Here is a 16,180-nt window from a genome sequence, read left to right as displayed (position 1 = left end):
CGTGAGGATATTTGATATATCGCCTCACCGTTCCGGTCTACCTTAAATGTGTCACCAACCGCTACGCTTTCTGCTCCGGATGATGCGCCTGAAAAATTCACGGTGTTTGAGCCGTTTGTAACGCTTATTGTGCCTGTTTTGTATTGTGACATTATTTCTCCCCCATATAGGCTACGGTATCATAGCAAAGAAATTGAAATTACCGTCATACGCCGTGTTATTGTAATTTGAGCGCACCCTGCTTTAGAAGGCTGTACGCCTCTCTGCCTCTGATGGTGTCAAGGTTGAGCGCTGCTTTTACAAGAAGGCCCGTTGCATCCTCTTTCATCTCAATGCCTACACCTATAGGCTCCCAGGAGCTATGCTGCCCCAGCACAGGGATCAGTCTCCTAAGGGGATCGAATCACACAAGAAGCAGTTGATCGAGGAGCTATCGTTAAAAAACCCTGAATACGGTCACAAGAAGATATGGGCACTGATGAGATTCAGGCATGATGTAGAGATAACGAAGTACGGGACATATGAGGCGATGAAGGAGATGGGGCTTCTCCTGCCGTCTAACTACACACAGGAATTAAAGACCCAGATACAGGCAAGAAAGCAATACCTTCATAAGCCTGAGGGAATCAATCAGCTCTGGCAGGTGGACTTTACAGAGTTTGAGATCCGTGACTATGGCACGTACTACTCCACCAATGTTATGGATTACTTCTCCCGGTATGTACTTGCTTGCCTGATCAGGCAGAGTCATACGGCAGAGGATCTGATAGAGGCCATTGAGATGGCAAAAAGAGAATCGGTGAGCGTGATTGGAGGGGAATGCTTTCCAGAGAAGGTTCTCCTGGTCAGTGATCAGGGTCCTGCTATGAAGTCAAAGACTTTCAGGAAATATATCCAGGGGTCCCTATTTAAGCATATACTGGCACGGGGTCATCATCCCCAGACGATAGGGATGCTTGAGCGGTTCAATGAGAGTCAGAAATACGAGAGGATATACCGGAGGGAATACACAGATCCTATTGATGCAGAGATGGACTTAGAGGTCTATAGAATAAAATATAATACCTATAGGCCCCATGAGGCGCTGGGATACGATGTCCCGGCTAATATTTATCAACTTAATAACATGGTAGGACTAACTTTAAACTCGAAATAGTTGTTCCGAAAATGTCGAGCAGAACAGCGGTACTTAATCAAGCACTTATCATCTGTGAGTTAAAAAAAGAGATGAATTTGGATTAAGGGATGGGGGGCGATTGATGGGTACGCAAAAGGAATTGATAATGCAGTTGGTTGAGGAAGAAAGAGAGAAGGGGCGGCGGATAGGAAAAGTTTTAGCAACACTTGGCATTAAACGTCCTGCTTACTACCGGTGGAGGGAAAGGGATGATTGCAATAAGGCTGCCGTGCCTTTAGTGAGAGTATTTCCATTGACACCGGAAGAGCAAAGGCTTATAGATGAGGTGAAAGAAGGTAATCCGGAGTATCGCCACAGGCGCATTCAGGGGGCACTGCAAGGACGAGGATTTTATATTTCAGCATCTGCCATATACTCATACCTGAAAAATGTGGGTAAGGTAGAACCTTATGCCAGAAGATCTGCTCCGTGGTAATGCCCTCAGTACGAGATATGGCAGAGAAATATGATGTGGGGATGTGACTGGACCAAGCTTAGTATCGGGCATTTACGGTGGTACCTGCTGACGCTGATAGATTTCTTCTCCCGCTTGATCATTACCTTTGACATTATTCCTACCGTAAATGCATCACACATTAATGAAATCTACCGGCGGGGATTAGACGGTCAGGGGATACCGCTTGATGCTGAAGTAAAGCCTGAGCTCAGGGTGGATCGTGGTTCTCCGAATACATCGTGGGTTACACAGGAGTTTTTTAAGATTATTGGTTCAGAGTTGTCATTTGCAAGGGTTAGACGCCCGACAGACAATGCCATTACAGAGAGGTTTTATGGCAGTATCAAGCAGGAGGAGATATATCTGGTTGGAAATTACCCGGATGAGATATCGGCGCGTGAGGAGATTGGCCGCTACATAGGCTTCTATAACAAAGAACGGCCGCATCAGTCTCTTTACAACTATACTCCGGAATATGTTCATAACCTGAATAACAAAACTCAGCAATTGAGAGAACAGACAGAACTTAAATGAAAGGCCAGAGAAAACAGAAAACAATACTGGTTAAACCATAAAAATTGACTCACTAAATTTTCTTATTTTGTCTCATTTATAAAAAACTGGACAAAGTTAGGCTATCTGTCACCTGCTGCCTATGAACAACAGTATTATGACAGGCAGCTTATAGCCGCATGAGGTATTTCGTATCCACTATTTACATCAGACCTCAATTTTAATTAAGCCGCCCGGAATGCTTCAGGATGTATACTTGCTATCCTCAATAGTGCCATCGCAGGCCCCGATGGTTTTCTACGTCCCTGTTCCCAGTCCTGCAATGTCCTGATGCTTATCCCCATAATTGCGGCAAACGCCGACTGGCTAAGATTCAGGTTGTCACGGATTTTTTTTACATCTGAGGGAACCTCAACCATAAATTTATTTCCCCGGCCTTTCTTAATGTCCTTGATCCCGTCAAGGATTTCCTGCCCTATATCTCTTTTTTTCATTTCCCGATCTCCTTTCTTATTTTCTTTAAAATCTCCAACGATATATCTTCGGCCTCATTCTTGGCATATATAGTCAGTAGCCATATCTCATGGTTTTGTTTCTGCCAATAATAGATTATGCGCAATCCGCCACGTTTACCCTTTCCCTTTCCGCTCCAGCGCAGTTTCCGGAGGCCTCCACTCCCCTGAATAATGTCGCCAGATTCCGGATTCAGAGCAAGCTCTATTTGTAATGCAGAGTATTCAATGTCACTCAGGTAACCGGATATTAATCTTGTGAATATAGGCGTTTCAATAAATTCCATGCTTGAATTATACGGCATTGCAGTATAGCTTGTCAAGCAATTAGTCATCCCCCCCAAAAAAATACTTAACAGAATTTAACCAATTGTTTCTCTGCATTATTAATTAAACACAAAGGAGGCGGGGAGTGGGGGAAAATAAAAAAAGAAAAGGCATCAGGCACACTGATTCTTCACCCTGAGATCACCGGCACGCAGGCGTTCTGTGTGCGGTGCTTCTATATGATGCATAAAATCCTTGCAGACCTGCTGGGTGAGTGCCCTGTCTGCTACAGGAAGAAATACTTAAATCACCGGCTGCCCTGCCGGCACAAAAGGTGGCGTTAAATTAGGCCATGACGGGATGCACCTGTTTAAGACTGTTATGGCTGGTGTTGGAGGAACTCCTATGTTGCACAGTGCGGGGTCTACTGCAATCCCTTTTCTTTTGAAGTGCCTGCCGGCGTATCCTCAGGAGTTCAGTTCGCTTCTCTTAAAATGATTTCAGTAATTGTTTTGTAATTACCCCCAAAATGATGGCCCCCTTTTAAGGGTATTATTTTTGCCATTCCTGGATTTAGAACTGTACATAGAGAATCTTTTTCTTCCTCTCCATACAAGCAAAGGATCCTGGCAGTTGTCAGTTTTTCCATTTCCGGGAGTAACGGCAGGGCTGTCGTCGAAGGAAGACCAAGCCAGCCTGAGATATGAAATTCGAATTCAGCGGTTCTCCCGGGACCAAGAAGCGCGACATATTGTATTTTTTGAAGGATATCTTCAGGCAGCCGGTTTACCATAAATGGAAGGACTTCTGCACCAAAGGAGTAGCCGATCAGGATTACTTTTTCTTTGTTCCAGTACGTCAGGTAATGACGGAGAATCCGTTCAAGGTCTTTGGCAGAGCCTTCAGGAGTCCTCTTTGCCCAGTAATACTGTAGAGAATTCAGCCCTGCAACAGGGATTTTATGAGCAGCAATTGCATAACCGATTTCCCTGTCTAATCCGGCCCATCCTCCGTCACCGGAAATTATGACAGCCAGCGTGTCTGAACCCTTACTATCTGAATTTACTTCAACTATTGGGAGGTCTTTTAACTCATCTGTTACCGGAGCAAGACCTGCCCTGTGTGTTTGTATTGTCTTGTAAAATGCCTCCTCAAACTGCGGCAGCCAGTTTCGCTGCACTGAAAAACCATGACCAACTTTTGCAAGCATGACGATTTGACCATTTTTAACCTGTCTTACAAAAGCCTCTGTTTGCGCGGGATTACAAACCTGGTCAATTGTCCCCTGTAAGGCAATCCATGGAGTCTGCAGGTTTGAAGCCGGGAGAAAACTAAATCCCTTCCCTTTTGGCCCTTTTTCCCAGTCGAGTCCGCTGCCACGGCAAAGTGGTTTTTCTAAAGGCAGGTCGGGACAGAAACCCAGGCTTATGGCCCCGATAAAAGTGTCAGGCGGGGCCTGAACGGCGGCAGCATAGACAAGTGTTGCGCCGGAAGAATAACCTGCAAGAATTGGATGGATGTAATCAGGAAAATCGAGTTTTTTCTGAATAAACTTGCTGAGCATTTCAAAATCTGCCGCAATATAAGAACAGGTCTCATCAGAATTTCCCAGTTCTTTCATATAATGGACTACATCTATTCCAATAACCATGATGTCTGACCCTGAAAGGGTCTTTGCCATATCAATAACGCCCTTGTTCCATCCTCCGTCCCCTGAAACAAACAGGACTACATTTGACGGGTGAGGAGAGGTTCTATACAGTGTGACATTGCCGAAACGCCCGAAATGATAAATTTCCTCTGCGGCAAAAGCAGGACTGCACATTAAAGTAACAGAGACAACAGTAATAATAATTAATCTGATCATTTTGCAACCACCCCTTTGATTCCTCCTGAAATAAGGGTTGCAATGTTGGCAAGTATCCGTGGTAATGCCAGTCCTCCGGGCGAGGCCAAATATTTAGGCTCCCATTCAGGGCAAAACTTCTCTTTGTATTCCCGTAAGCCCTGAAAATTATAAAAATGCTCTCCATGGCGGAAAAGTAACGAACCGAATTTACTCCAGAGAGGGGCAAGAGAATGCTCTTCAAGTCCTGACAAAGGTGCCATACCAAGATTAAACCAACGATACCCTTCCTTTTTCCCAAAGAGCATAATTTCAGTGAAAAGGAAATCCATTAATCCGTTAGGGGCATCAGGCAAATGCCGCATAAGGTCAATTGATATCTCTTCCTTTTCTCCTCCTAACCAAAGATTTGCAAAAGCCATAATGCTGTTATCCCTGCGTATCACTGCAGCAGGAAATTCTTTCAGATATTCCTCATCAAAAAAACCAAGTGAAAATCCCTTTTCCCTGGTATTTTTCTCCGTCAGCCATGCATCAGATATTTTTTTGAAATCCTGAAGGAATAAAGGAACGTTGCCGGACTCTATTATTTCAAACGTGAAGCCTTCATTGGCAAGTTTATTCTTAATATGACGAAGCGATTTACGGCTGCCTCCTTCAAGGGAAAAAGTCTCCAGTCTTACACGGCCTTCCTCGCCAAGTTTAATCAGGGTAAGGCCCAGATCAAGATAAAGCGGCAGTTTTTTAGTCTCAACTTCATAGAAGGCAGTCCATCCATCATGACGGTCACAGGTTTCCCTGAAACGCCATATAAGTTCGTTCAGCTCCTCTTCAGGACCAACGGGGTCCCCAAGTGCTACCCAACTGCGTCCTTCGGTAGTATACATAATGAACGCATTTCCTCTTTCATTAAAGAGGAGTGACTTGTCTCCAAGTAAAGCAAGATTAGCATAAGTTTTTTTTGATTTCCTAATTATATCTCTGACCTTTTCCAATTCCTGCGCTCCAGGGAGTTTGGGTTCCGGCGGAGCCGGACTTAAAAGTCTTGCCATTGCAAAAAACAAGGCAATCCCAATTGACCCGATAGTGGCACGCAGAAACCTCGGCACATCTCCTGAAAGAGTCAGACGCCACCACTGCTCATTTGAGTATTCTATATGCTTATGTGAAAAAAAACCGAGCCAAACCGAACATAGCAATATAAGCAATATTGCCCCAAGCCAGCCAGGTGAAAATCTCTGGCTGGTAAGGGAAGCTTTCCGGTAAAAGTTTTTGCGGCAGGGAAGAAGCGCAATGAACATGACTGAAAGTATGATTGCCTCTTCATAATCAAAACCTTTAAGCAGTGAAAAGACAGCTCCTGCAAGGAGAAGGACAAGGGTGATGAGGTATGCCCCATCAAGCCTGCGCTGCAGTCCCCACGCAATAATAAGCAGGCACATGCCTGCGACGCTTCCGAGGAAATGGGATATTTCCATGACAGGTACTGGCAGAAAATCCTGCAGCAATTCATAACGCCACGCAACAGAGGGAGTTGATCCCGAAAAAAGAAGAATTGCTCCACCAAGAAAAATTGTAAAAGCAAATACATTAGGAAGGAGTCTTGGAACCCAATCTTCAAAAATGGAAACCACCTGGATAACCGCTTTCTTCCTCAGCATAAGCTCGTGCGCTCCAAGAAGCACTGTTGCAACTGCGAGAGGAAGGAGATAATAAATTCCCCTGTAGGCAATAAGCGACCCGAGGACCGCGGAAGGAGTCATTCTTTCTGACAGAAAAATCAGGACTACTGTCTCAAAGACACCGAGCCCGCCCGGAACCTGACTTGCAAGGCCAGCAATCTGGGCAAGCAGGAAGATACCCATAACTTCGGGATAAGAAAGAGCTGTCTCAGACGGAAGCAGGAAAAACAGAACACTTCCTGCCAATGACCAGTCTATTGCTGAGATTACAATCTGAGCGAAAGAAAATTTTAATGAAGGTACAGAAAACTCCAATTCCTTAAATCTGAAAGGCCTTTTTGCAAAAATACTTAGCAAGACATATCCTGCTACAATGACAAGAAAAGTTAAACCCAGGACATGGGCGGAAGAAAAGGGGAAGTGAAGCGACGGTGGAATTGTTAATGGTTCAAGAAGGAAGACTATGCTGCCAACAGTTAAAAAGCCTGTCCAGAAGGTCAGCCCGTTGAAAATAACTACTTTAGTAACATCAACTGCTGAAAGCCCCCAGATAGAATAAAGACGAAAACGAACAGAGCCTCCGCTTAGCATTGCGAAGCCGACGTTATGACTGAAGGCATACCCTGTAAACGATGCAAGGGCAATTTTAAAATATGAGAGGGGATAATTAATATAGCGAAGGGAAAGGGCATCATATCCTGTAAGTACAAGATAGCTGGCAATAGTAAGGATGAAAGCAAGGAATACGTGATTAGCCTGAAGTTCATGCAGATGTCTTACTATATCGTGATAGTGGTATTCACTCAATTCCTGTCGAATGACGAAAAGGGCAATTGCGAAAAGGACAATTCCGATAAGAGGACTTAATCTGTATAATAGCTTTTTTTCCATATGGTGCCGAAGGGGGGAGTCGAACCCCCATGCCCTTGCGGACACTAGACCCTGAACCTAGCGTGTCTACCAATTCCACCACTTCGGCCTTTTAGGATGACAATAAGCAAGACCTGACCCTTTATATTACAAAAGGATAGCACCAGTGTCAAATCTTTTTTATTGACATTGGCCTGTTATCTTCGCTATAACATTCTGGTTGAAGATCAGTGAAAATTCCAGAGACAGATTGGAGGATACAAGATGAAAGTCATTTTGAAAGAGGATGTCAAAGGCCTGGGCAAGCTTGGGGAAATAGTTGAAGTTTCAGTTGGTTATGGTAGAAATTTCCTTCTGCCGCACAAAAAGGCGGCCGAGGCCACTACCCACAATATCAAGTCCGTAGAACGTGATAAAAAGGCCTTTGATGAAAAGATGAAGAAAGACCTGCACGAGGTGGAAGAACTGTCAAAGAAGATCGGCGAGTTGTCCGTCACAATATCAAGACAGGTGGGAGACGGGGAAAAAATGTTTGGGTCCGTTACTGCCGCAGATATTGCAGAAGCAGTTGAAAAGGAAGGAATAACCATAGATAAACGCCAGATACACCTTGAAAAACCAATAAAGGAGCTCGGGCTCTTCCATGTGCCGGTAAAATTACACCAGGAAGTATCTGCAGACCTCAAGGTCTGGATCGTCAAGTCTTGAAGGAAAAAAATCCTTGACTTTAAGATGGTGTATCTGTATATTTTTATTTGTCAAACAAATCATTCGGGATATACATAAACACGCGGATCAATGGATGTCTTATCATGGGGGGAGGTGGGAGACGGCAGGAGCCACTTGGAAACTTTCAAAGATAAGGCGGACGATTAGAATTTCGCCGTAGATTGGTTCAGTAATTAACTTTAACCAGGACTTTCAGGAGGATTTGGAAAATGTCAAGATTAGCAAAAATTGCAGTCGCATCAGTTGCCGTTGCAGCATTCGGTCTCACAATGATGGCTACCGGGAGTTTTGCAGCAGACCCGGCTAATGGCAAGAAGGTCTTTTCTGCTAACTGTGTAGTATGCCACGGCGATAAGGGTGACGGCCATGGTCCGGCCTCAGCTACCATGAATCCAAAGCCAAGGGATTTCACGAGCGCAACAGAGATGAAGGGTATTGATGACGCAAGGCTTCACAAGAGCATCTCAGAAGGAAGGCCAGGGACGGCAATGGTTGGCTTTGCAAAGACTCTTAAGGCAAGCGACATTGATGATGTAATCGCACACATCAAGTCCCTCCTCAAGAAATAGGCGGCTTGCTTAATATTTAATATAATAAAGGCCCTGAGCGCAATCTCAGGGCCTTTATATTTTTGGGGGGGTAAATTTAGTGGGCAGGGCTACTCACATATTCCTGATAGCAAGTCTGATATATCTTGTACTCGGCGTCACCATAGGCGTAATATTCACGCTCCATCCTGGTGCAATAGGAGGCTTTATGGCGATGCATGCACATATCAATCTGCTGGGCTGGCTCTCAATGATGGTCTTTGCGGTGGCATATCATGTGCTTCCCCGCTTCAGCGGGAGGGCGCTCTATAGTGAGAAGCTGGCGAACCTGCATGTAATCCTTGCCAATGCCGGCCTCATCGGGCTTATGATCTCATGGCCGCTGACCCGCTATACCTGGTCGCCTTCCATACGTCTTATTTTCTCCATAGCAGCCCTCTGTTACGCAATAGGCGCCTATTTATTTGTCTTCAATATCCTTAAAACAATCTTTGGACGAGATTAGGTTGGACAAGCTCATAGTCAGGGACATAGAGTTCATCGGCCATTGTGGAATAACTGAAGAGGAGAGAACAGCCGGGCAGAGACTTTCTGCCGACATCGAGCTGTCCGTTGACTTCACTTTGGCTTCAACCTCTGACATGCTTCAGGATTCAATTGATTATGTCAGTGTATCCCGTCTGATAGTTTCTATCGGAAGCGGGAGTAAATTAAACCTGCTGGAAACTCTGGCAGAGAAGATGGCCGGGGAAATAATGGCCAAATATGATGTCTCAGAAATCCTTATACGCCTGCGAAAGTGTTCTGTCCCCGTGGATAATATAAGAGGCTCATTTGAAGTGGAAATCAGGAGAAGCCGAAATTAAATCCTGCCTGCTGAACCCACACCCTTCAGATTAAGCAATACGCTGAATTGCTTCTCTTCAGGTCTGTAATTGTATGAAAATGATATACCCCAGCACTGCTCCATATATCTCAGGGTATAATTCGTCTCTCTCAGCACATGATCAGCGTCATCATACCAGACCTTTAATGAATTGGTTATGTTATCACTGACTATGCCGGCCTCTGCTGTATAAAATTTAATGGAGGTTTCCCTTGAATATCTCTGCCCCAAATTTATATAGCTTCTTCCGCCTGCCACCTTCAGATCTGAATTGAATGAAGTAATTTCACTGTCATCGTGACTATACACGGTATCTGTTTCTGCGGATATTTTATCACTCAACCGCAATACAGCCTCAATCCTCGTATCCGAAAATTTATTGTTCAGACTTCCTGACACATCCGGATTGACATAATAACGTTGTGTCAATTTTAAGTAGAGAGGTTCAAACCTCCTGTCATCCTTCATGGAAATCAGCCGGTTTATTACTGAGACGGATACAACATTTCTCCTGCCGCTCTCTTCTATCAAATCAAGATTCGGACGACCTGCGTCAGGCTTATCGCCATCAGCATATTCATAAGACAGAACAGGCTCCACAAAGTGCAAATAATCACCATGTCCGGTTTTAAATGACCGGTAAAATTTGGCAGACAATGATGCGCCAAGTTCATACAGATTAGAACTGACCGGCTCATTATTCCCATCAACATAATAGGATGCCTGCTCAAGACGCGCTTTCGGAATAAAGACAAAACCATTACTGGAGAATCTCGCAGACAGGGCCGGCGCAACAAACAATCTTGTTAGCCCTGAATCCTCTTCCTCCCACCTTGAGGCTGAAGCCGATAGATTATAGTAAACCGGAAGCCTGCCTGCCCTTGTATCCATCACATTTACGCTGACCTCCGGAAGTCTTTGAAATATCCCGGAGCTGCCACCGGTCAGGTTCTGCGTATACTGTGCCCATAAGTGCGATGTTAGATGATCCCATCTCCTGCTTACATAAAGGTCTGAATCCTGGGTCCTCTGGACCCTTTCTCCGACATCTTCACTTATATCCTTGTACAATGCCTCATCATTCAGATGATTTATCCGCAATTTTGCAGACAGGTCCTTTGCAATTTGATGCCTGTGCTCATATTTAATATACCATCTCTCTTTGTTGAGCTCATTATCATTCAGGTAGTAACCATTAAACTGGCCTCCCGTATCTTTGCTGTAAACATAACGGTACTCAAGCCCTTCGCCCCACCCCTTCACGCCGAGATAATCTGCATAAATCGTGGCGTCCATGCTCTCTGATATGGCCCAGAAAAAAGCATTATTTATCTTCAATCCATCGCCCGTATTATAGCCTATCTTCGGTATCAACAAGCCTGTCTGTCTCTCCTGCACTATAGGAAGGGCGATATACGGGATATAGAATACAGGGACTTTCTTAACAGCCATTGAAACGTGCTGCGCAGTAAAAAAATGGTTCAGGTGAATTTTGATGTTCCTGCCTTTAAAACTCCAGCACGGAGGCTCTCCATCACAGGTAGTAAATACCGCCCTCCTGATATGGTAGCGGTCTTCAGATAACCGTTCTATCTTTTCACCCTCGATGTGATAGTTGTCCTCTTTAATAAACATTTTTCCTTTGTCAATTCTTACATATGAAGTCTTCATATTTACGAGGAGATTCTCTGATGACAGCCGGTTATCCCCATCCTGGAACTCCACCCCGCCTGAAGCCCTCAACTCACCGCTGTTATTATCAAGGACAACTTCTGAAGACCTGAGTATCTTATCCGAATAATTGATTATCACATTACCTTTGGCAGAATATATGCCGCCGGTATATGAAAGCATGTCAGCAGTGATCTTTGTTACGGGAGCTTCTGCAAAAGAAGATGATGCGGCTGTAAACAAGAAACAGACAAGCATGAAGAGGGAGGAGTTCCGCTTTTTCATCTGCTCATCCACTCACCAGTCCGCTGGAGAGTATGGCCCTTGCCTCACCTACCAGATATAATGATCCGGCAATGAGTATTACATCAGAAGGAGATGCGATATCATGGGCAATGGAAATTGCATCAGCCAGCGTCCTGGCAGCATGTGAGTTTCTGCCGGACATTTCAACTATCTTCTGCAGGTCCTCCGGCGGCTGTCCCCTCTCAGTGTCCGGTCTGGTCAGTATTATTTCTTTCACAGAGGGAATCAGTTCTCTCAGCATAGACCCGGCATCCTTGTCGCGCAACACCCCGAAAATCAGGACTATCCCGGTTTTATCCCCGTCTCTTTTCAGAACGTCCTCAATAAACTCACGCAGGACAACTGATGCAGCATGATTGTGGGCGCCGTCGAGCAGAAACTGGCGGTTGTCCCCCCATGTCTCAAGCCTTCCAGGCCAGGCCACATCGAGCACCCCGCTGACAAGATCCTGCTCAGCCATATCCAATCCTTTCTCAGACAAGAGCTCCGTTGCATAAAGGGCAGTCCCCATGTTAAGCAACTGATGACTTCCGAGAAGCCCGGTCTCAAGCTGCAGGCGCTGATGCTTTCGGCCGCTATAGATGAATCTGCTTCTGTACCTGCCGATTTCCACAGGCTCGCAGACAAAGTCCCTGCCGTACCAATACGCAGGACTTCCTTTTTCCTCAGCCGCCCTTTCCAATACAGAAAATATATCAGGCCTCCTCTCTGAGGAAACGAGCGGAACTCCCATTTTTATAATCCCGCATTTTTCCACTGCTATCTCTTCCAGTGACCTGCCCAGATACTCGGTATGGTCATATTCAATATTGGTAATTACTGATACGAGCGGATTAATTATATTCGTTGCATCCAGCCGCCCCCCCATGCCGACTTCCATCACAGCAATGTCAACAGATTCCTCTGCAAAATACAGCAGCGAAAGGGCAGTCGAAAACTCAAAGAAGGTTGGGGCTATGCCCCCATTAATAATTCTATCCCTTATATGCCTTATCAGTGAGGATGCCCTTTCTTCAGAAATGGGGACATTATTGATCCTGATCCGTTCAGTAAAATCTATGAGGTGAGGTGATGTGTAAAGACCTGTTCTGTATCCTGCCTTCTGCAGGATATTGGAAATAATCGCGGCAGTTGACCCTTTTCCATTGGTCCCGCCGATGTGTACAGTCCTGACCTTATCCTGCGGGTTGCCGGAAACAGCGCATAACTCTTTGATGTTTGAGAGTCCTAATTTTATTCCAAATTGCTGGAGAGAATATAAATAAGATAGCTCGTTCATCTCTCGCTTTTAAGAAGGGCTGAAAAAGGTTATAACCTTGGATAGAGTCTCTTTGAGCTTTTTCCTCTCTACGATCATGTCTATCATGCCATGCTCGAGCAGGAACTCTGCCCGCTGGAATCCATCAGGGAGCTGCTGTTTGATAGTCTGTTCAACTACCCTCGGACCGGCAAAACCTATCAGGGCCTTTGGCTCGGCAATTATTATATCTCCAAGCATAGCAAAGCTTGCTGTAACGCCGCCGAATGTAGGATCCGTCAGTATGGATATGTACGGAATTCCCATCTCAGATAAACGCGATACAGCGGCGCTGGTCTTTGCCATCTGCATCAGGGAAAGGATCCCCTCCTGCATCCTCGCACCGCCGGATGCAGAGACTATAATGAGCGGCAGCTTCATATTCAGGGCGGTCTCTGCTGCACGCAGTATCTTTTCTCCGACAACAGACCCCATGCTGCCGCCCATAAACTTGAAATTGAATATCCCGACAATGACAGGGGAATTACTTATTTTACCCTCGCCATATACAAAGGCGTCGGCATATCCGGTAGACTTCTGATAGTTCCTGATCCTGTCCTTATATTTGGCAGAATCTTTGAACTCCAGGGGATCGAGGGAGTGTATTGAGCTGTCAAGCTCCCTGAACGTGCCGTCATCTATCATAATGGCCAGTCTGTCCTCTATTGATATATAGAAGTGATACTTGCACTTGGGACATACCATGGAGCTTTTCTCTACTTCTTTCCTGTAGATAATCTCCCGGCAGTAGTTGCACTTTATCCAGAGCCCTTCAGGAATCTTTACCTTCTTGTCTTCTTTCTTAAACCATGCCATATTTAAACCAGCGCGCCTTTCAATGAACCTACAAATTTGCCTACTTTTGACAGCAGCTGTTTCCTGCCCCGGTTATCCCCGACAATCCTTACAACGGCGCTGCCAACGATAACGCCGTCTGCCCAGCGGGAGATCTTCCTTGCCGCTTCCGGGCCTGAGATTCCAAAACCCACAGCAACAGGAAGATCAGTATGCATCTGAATCTGCGGGATCTTCTCCTTTATCTCCTGCATGTTGGCAAGCCTTCCCCCGGTAATACCTGTCATGGATACATAATACACAAAACCTGAGGCAGAGCCTGTAACCTTCTTTATCCGCTCTTCAGTGCTCGTTGGTGCAAGCAAAAAAACGGTCGCAAGACCGGCTTCCCTTGCATGACCCACAAACTCTGAAGACTCTTCAGGAGGGAGATCAGGTATAATGGCGCCGTCAACTCCTGATCTTACAGCATCAACAGTAAATTTCTTTAACCCGTACTGAAATATTATATTGTAATACGTCATGATGATAATCGGGACATCAACCTTTTTCCTGACCTTTTTAACGAGTGAAAGGACGCCTTTCAGTGTGGTCCCGGATTTAAGCGCACGGGCAGATGCGGCCTGTATAGTGGGACCATCTGCAACCGGATCTGAGAAGGGAACGCCAAGTTCTATAATATCAGAGCCGGCCTTCACAATGGTCTCAATCAGGAATCCTGTAGTATCAAGGTCCGGATCTCCGGCCATGATATACGTAATAAGCGCCTTGTCATTGTCAGACTTCAGTCTTTGAAATGTCTCTTCGATTCTGCCCATTTTACGTTACCTGCTGCCCAATATCTCCGCCACCTGCTGAACATCTTTATCACCGCGGCCGGAGAGATTTACAATAATGACATTGTCCGCCGGCAATGCCGGCGCAAGCTTTGTTACATATGCTATTGCATGCGCGCTTTCCAGCGCCGGCATAATGCCCTCTATCTCACTCAGGAGGGAGAATGCCGCAAGTGCCTCCCTGTCTGTGACGTATGTATAATTAATCCTGCCTGCATCCTTGTAATAACTGTGCTCAGGCCCGACCGCCGAATAATCAAGGCCTGCTGACACTGAATGAGTAACCCTGATCTGGCCATTCTTATCCTGAAGGAGATAAGTCATAGTGCCTTGAAACGCTCCAACAGAACCTGTAGCAAATCTAGCTGCATGTTTTCCTGTCCTGATGCCAAGCCCGCCTGCCTCAACTCCCGTCATCTTTACAGATGAATCATCAATAAACGAATAAAAAAGTCCTATCGCATTACTCCCGCCTCCCACGCATGCCACAAGATGATCAGGCAGCCTACCTTCAGCCGCGATAATCTGCTCCCGGGCCTCTTTCCCTATTACAGACTGAAAATCCCTGATCATCATCGGGAATGGATGGGCGCCAAGCACCGACCCGAGTATATAATGGGTCGTTCGCACATTGGTTGTCCAATCCCTCATGGCCTCACTTATCGCATCTTTGAGAGTCCTGCTGCCGCTGTCAACCGGTCTCACCTTTGCCCCAAGAAGCCTCATCCTGAATACATTGAGAGACTGCCGTGCCATGTCTTCCGTCCCCATGTATATCTCGCATTCAAGCCCGAACATGGCAGCAACTGTAGCCGTTGCAACACCATGCTGACCTGCCCCGGTCTCGGCAATGATTCGCCGTTTTCCCATACGCCTTGTCAACAAGGCCTGTCCAATCGTATTGTTTATCTTATGAGCGCCTGTATGGCATAGGTCCTCACGCTTGAGGTATATCCTGGCCCCCTTTAAATGCCTGGTCAGTCTGTCTGCCAAAAAGAGTGATGTCGGCCGGCCGACAAACTTGCTGAGATAGTAGTCGAGTTCATTTTTAAAGGCAGGGTCGTCCTTTGCCTTTAAATAAACATCCTCCAGTTCCTGTAAGGCCGGCATGAGTGTCTCAGGCACAAACTTGCCGCCATATATTCCAAAGTGACCGCTATCATCAGGGAGCATGTTGTTTTTTCGCCTCTCTTATAAACTCCATTATTTTTATATGGTCTTTCTTCCCGGGGCTTATCTCAACGCCGCTCGAGACATCAACACCGTAAGGCCTGATCTGCCTGACTGCCTCTCCCACATTGGCCGGGTTGAGCCCGCCTGACAGGATAATCCTGCCATGTTCTTTGGCCATTTCAGCATATTTCCAGTTGAAGGTCTTTCCTGTCCCCCCTTTAGCCCCATCTGCCATAGTATCAAGAAGAAAGGTGTCAACATCATACATCTTCATATCCCTGATGCTTTGCTCATCCTTAATCCTGATAGCCTTGATCGCCTTCTCCCTGAAACGGTTACATAAAACCGGGGATTCAGCCCCATGAAACTGCAATACCTGAATGCCCCCTTCACGGATGATACGCCTTATAAGGTCCTCGGTCTCATCTACAAAGACCCCTACAGATGTAATAAATACCGGCAGCCTGGCTATTATAGCACGAGCCTTGCCCGGGTCAATAAATCTGGGGCTTTCAGGATAGAATACAAAACCCAGTGCATCAGCGCCTGCCTCAGCCGCTGCCAGTGCGTCTTCTATGTTGGTTATACCGCATATTTTCACCTTAACCATTCGGT

The 16,180-nt window shown here is 45.9% G+C and carries 19 protein-coding genes and 1 tRNA gene; 7 read left to right on the top strand and 13 right to left on the bottom strand.

All coding sequences use genetic code 11. The features are described from left to right. On the bottom strand, positions 1 to 152 hold a 152-nt coding region (locus IT393_04855; GenBank protein ID MCC7201979.1), incomplete at its 3' end, for a hypothetical protein. A 65-nt stretch (positions 153 to 217) separates the two neighbouring features. After that, positions 218 to 376 carry an HK97 family phage prohead protease gene (locus IT393_04850; protein MCC7201978.1) on the bottom strand — a complete coding sequence of 53 codons (159 nt, stop codon included), beginning with the start codon at positions 374 to 376 and terminating at the stop codon, positions 218 to 220. On the opposite strand from IT393_04850, the gene IT393_04845 reads away from it, so the two are divergent. The 3 genes from IT393_04845 to IT393_04835 all read left to right on the top strand — a co-directional run bounded on the left by IT393_04845 (position 362) and on the right by IT393_04835 (position 2,168). After that, a complete protein-coding gene (locus tag IT393_04845) occupies positions 362 to 1,156 on the top strand; it encodes a transposase family protein (GenBank protein ID MCC7201977.1) in 795 nt (264 codons plus the stop codon). The genes IT393_04850 and IT393_04845 overlap by 15 nt on opposite strands. Positions 1,157 to 1,259: 103 nt before the next feature. Then, positions 1,260 to 1,613 carry a hypothetical protein gene (locus tag IT393_04840; protein ID MCC7201976.1) on the top strand — a complete coding sequence of 118 codons (354 nt, stop codon included), beginning with the start codon at positions 1,260 to 1,262 and terminating at the stop codon, positions 1,611 to 1,613. A 30-nt stretch (positions 1,614 to 1,643) separates the two neighbouring features. Then, positions 1,644 to 2,168, top strand: a complete 525-nt coding sequence (locus IT393_04835; GenBank protein MCC7201975.1) for a transposase — start codon at positions 1,644 to 1,646, stop codon at positions 2,166 to 2,168. Between the two features lie 203 nt (positions 2,169 to 2,371). Here the strand turns inward: IT393_04835 and IT393_04830 are convergent, their stop codons facing one another. The 5 genes from IT393_04830 to IT393_04810 form a co-directional block, all read right to left on the bottom strand. Then, complete coding sequence (locus IT393_04830) at positions 2,372 to 2,641, bottom strand: helix-turn-helix domain-containing protein (GenBank protein ID MCC7201974.1); 270 nt, start codon at positions 2,639 to 2,641, stop codon at positions 2,372 to 2,374. Continuing rightward, positions 2,638 to 2,946, bottom strand: a complete 309-nt coding sequence (locus IT393_04825; protein MCC7201973.1) for a transcriptional regulator — start codon at positions 2,944 to 2,946, stop codon at positions 2,638 to 2,640. The genes IT393_04830 and IT393_04825 overlap by 4 nt, the downstream gene beginning before the upstream one ends. A gap of 455 nt (positions 2,947 to 3,401) precedes the next feature. Beyond that, positions 3,402 to 4,793, bottom strand: a complete 1,392-nt coding sequence (locus IT393_04820; GenBank protein MCC7201972.1) for a virulence factor family protein — start codon at positions 4,791 to 4,793, stop codon at positions 3,402 to 3,404. After that, positions 4,790 to 7,345: a bifunctional lysylphosphatidylglycerol flippase/synthetase MprF gene (mprF, locus tag IT393_04815; protein ID MCC7201971.1), complete on the bottom strand. Its 2,556-nt coding sequence runs from the start codon at positions 7,343 to 7,345 to the stop codon at positions 4,790 to 4,792. The genes IT393_04820 and mprF overlap by 4 nt, the downstream gene beginning before the upstream one ends. Before the next feature lies 1 nt (position 7,346). After that, positions 7,347 to 7,433: transfer RNA gene (locus IT393_04810), tRNA-Leu, on the bottom strand. A 155-nt stretch (positions 7,434 to 7,588) separates the two neighbouring features. Between IT393_04810 and IT393_04805 the strand changes: the two genes are divergently transcribed. From IT393_04805 to folB, 4 genes are all read left to right on the top strand, one after another. After that, positions 7,589 to 8,032 carry a 50S ribosomal protein L9 gene (locus tag IT393_04805; GenBank protein MCC7201970.1) on the top strand — a complete coding sequence of 148 codons (444 nt, stop codon included), beginning with the start codon at positions 7,589 to 7,591 and terminating at the stop codon, positions 8,030 to 8,032. Positions 8,033 to 8,262: 230 nt separating this feature from the next. Next, positions 8,263 to 8,622: a cytochrome c gene (locus IT393_04800; protein MCC7201969.1), complete on the top strand. Its 360-nt coding sequence runs from the start codon at positions 8,263 to 8,265 to the stop codon at positions 8,620 to 8,622. Positions 8,623 to 8,701: 79 nt separating this feature from the next. Further along, entirely contained in the window at positions 8,702 to 9,106 is a 405-nt protein-coding gene (locus tag IT393_04795; protein MCC7201968.1) for a cbb3-type cytochrome c oxidase subunit I, read from the top strand. A gap of 1 nt (position 9,107) precedes the next feature. Then, positions 9,108 to 9,467: a dihydroneopterin aldolase gene (gene folB, locus IT393_04790; protein MCC7201967.1), complete on the top strand. Its 360-nt coding sequence runs from the start codon at positions 9,108 to 9,110 to the stop codon at positions 9,465 to 9,467. Here the strand turns inward: folB and IT393_04785 are convergent. Genes IT393_04785 through IT393_04760 form a run of 6 tightly spaced genes read right to left on the bottom strand, consistent with a single transcriptional unit; the run spans position 9,464 to position 16,175 of the window. Then, positions 9,464 to 11,443, bottom strand: coding sequence for an LPS-assembly protein LptD (locus tag IT393_04785; protein MCC7201966.1), 1,980 nt, complete (start codon positions 11,441 to 11,443; stop codon positions 9,464 to 9,466). The two genes, folB and IT393_04785, sit on opposite strands and share 4 nt — an antisense overlap. 4 nt (positions 11,444 to 11,447) lie before the next feature. Continuing rightward, positions 11,448 to 12,743 carry a bifunctional folylpolyglutamate synthase/dihydrofolate synthase gene (locus IT393_04780; GenBank protein MCC7201965.1) on the bottom strand — a complete coding sequence of 432 codons (1,296 nt, stop codon included), beginning with the start codon at positions 12,741 to 12,743 and terminating at the stop codon, positions 11,448 to 11,450. A gap of 9 nt (positions 12,744 to 12,752) precedes the next feature. Then, positions 12,753 to 13,577 carry an acetyl-CoA carboxylase carboxyltransferase subunit beta gene (locus IT393_04775; GenBank protein ID MCC7201964.1) on the bottom strand — a complete coding sequence of 275 codons (825 nt, stop codon included), beginning with the start codon at positions 13,575 to 13,577 and terminating at the stop codon, positions 12,753 to 12,755. 2 nt (positions 13,578 to 13,579) lie between these two features. Continuing rightward, on the bottom strand, positions 13,580 to 14,374 hold the full coding sequence (locus tag IT393_04770; protein MCC7201963.1) for a tryptophan synthase subunit alpha: 795 nt from the start codon (positions 14,372 to 14,374) through the stop codon (positions 13,580 to 13,582). Positions 14,375 to 14,380: 6 nt separating this feature from the next. Next, entirely contained in the window at positions 14,381 to 15,565 is a 1,185-nt protein-coding gene (trpB, locus tag IT393_04765) for a tryptophan synthase subunit beta (GenBank protein MCC7201962.1), read from the bottom strand. Then, positions 15,555 to 16,175, bottom strand: a complete 621-nt coding sequence (locus IT393_04760) for a phosphoribosylanthranilate isomerase (protein MCC7201961.1) — start codon at positions 16,173 to 16,175, stop codon at positions 15,555 to 15,557. Before IT393_04760 ends, trpB begins: the two co-directional genes overlap by 11 nt. Positions 16,176 to 16,180 lie beyond the last annotated feature (5 nt).

It is taken from the genome of Nitrospirota bacterium, assembly GCA_020851375.1.
GTDB lineage: Bacteria > Nitrospirota > 9FT-COMBO-42-15 > HDB-SIOI813 > HDB-SIOI813 > RBG-16-43-11.
The sequence above is the reverse complement of the archived record's forward strand: the minus strand, read 5'-3'. Positions and strand labels throughout refer to the sequence as shown.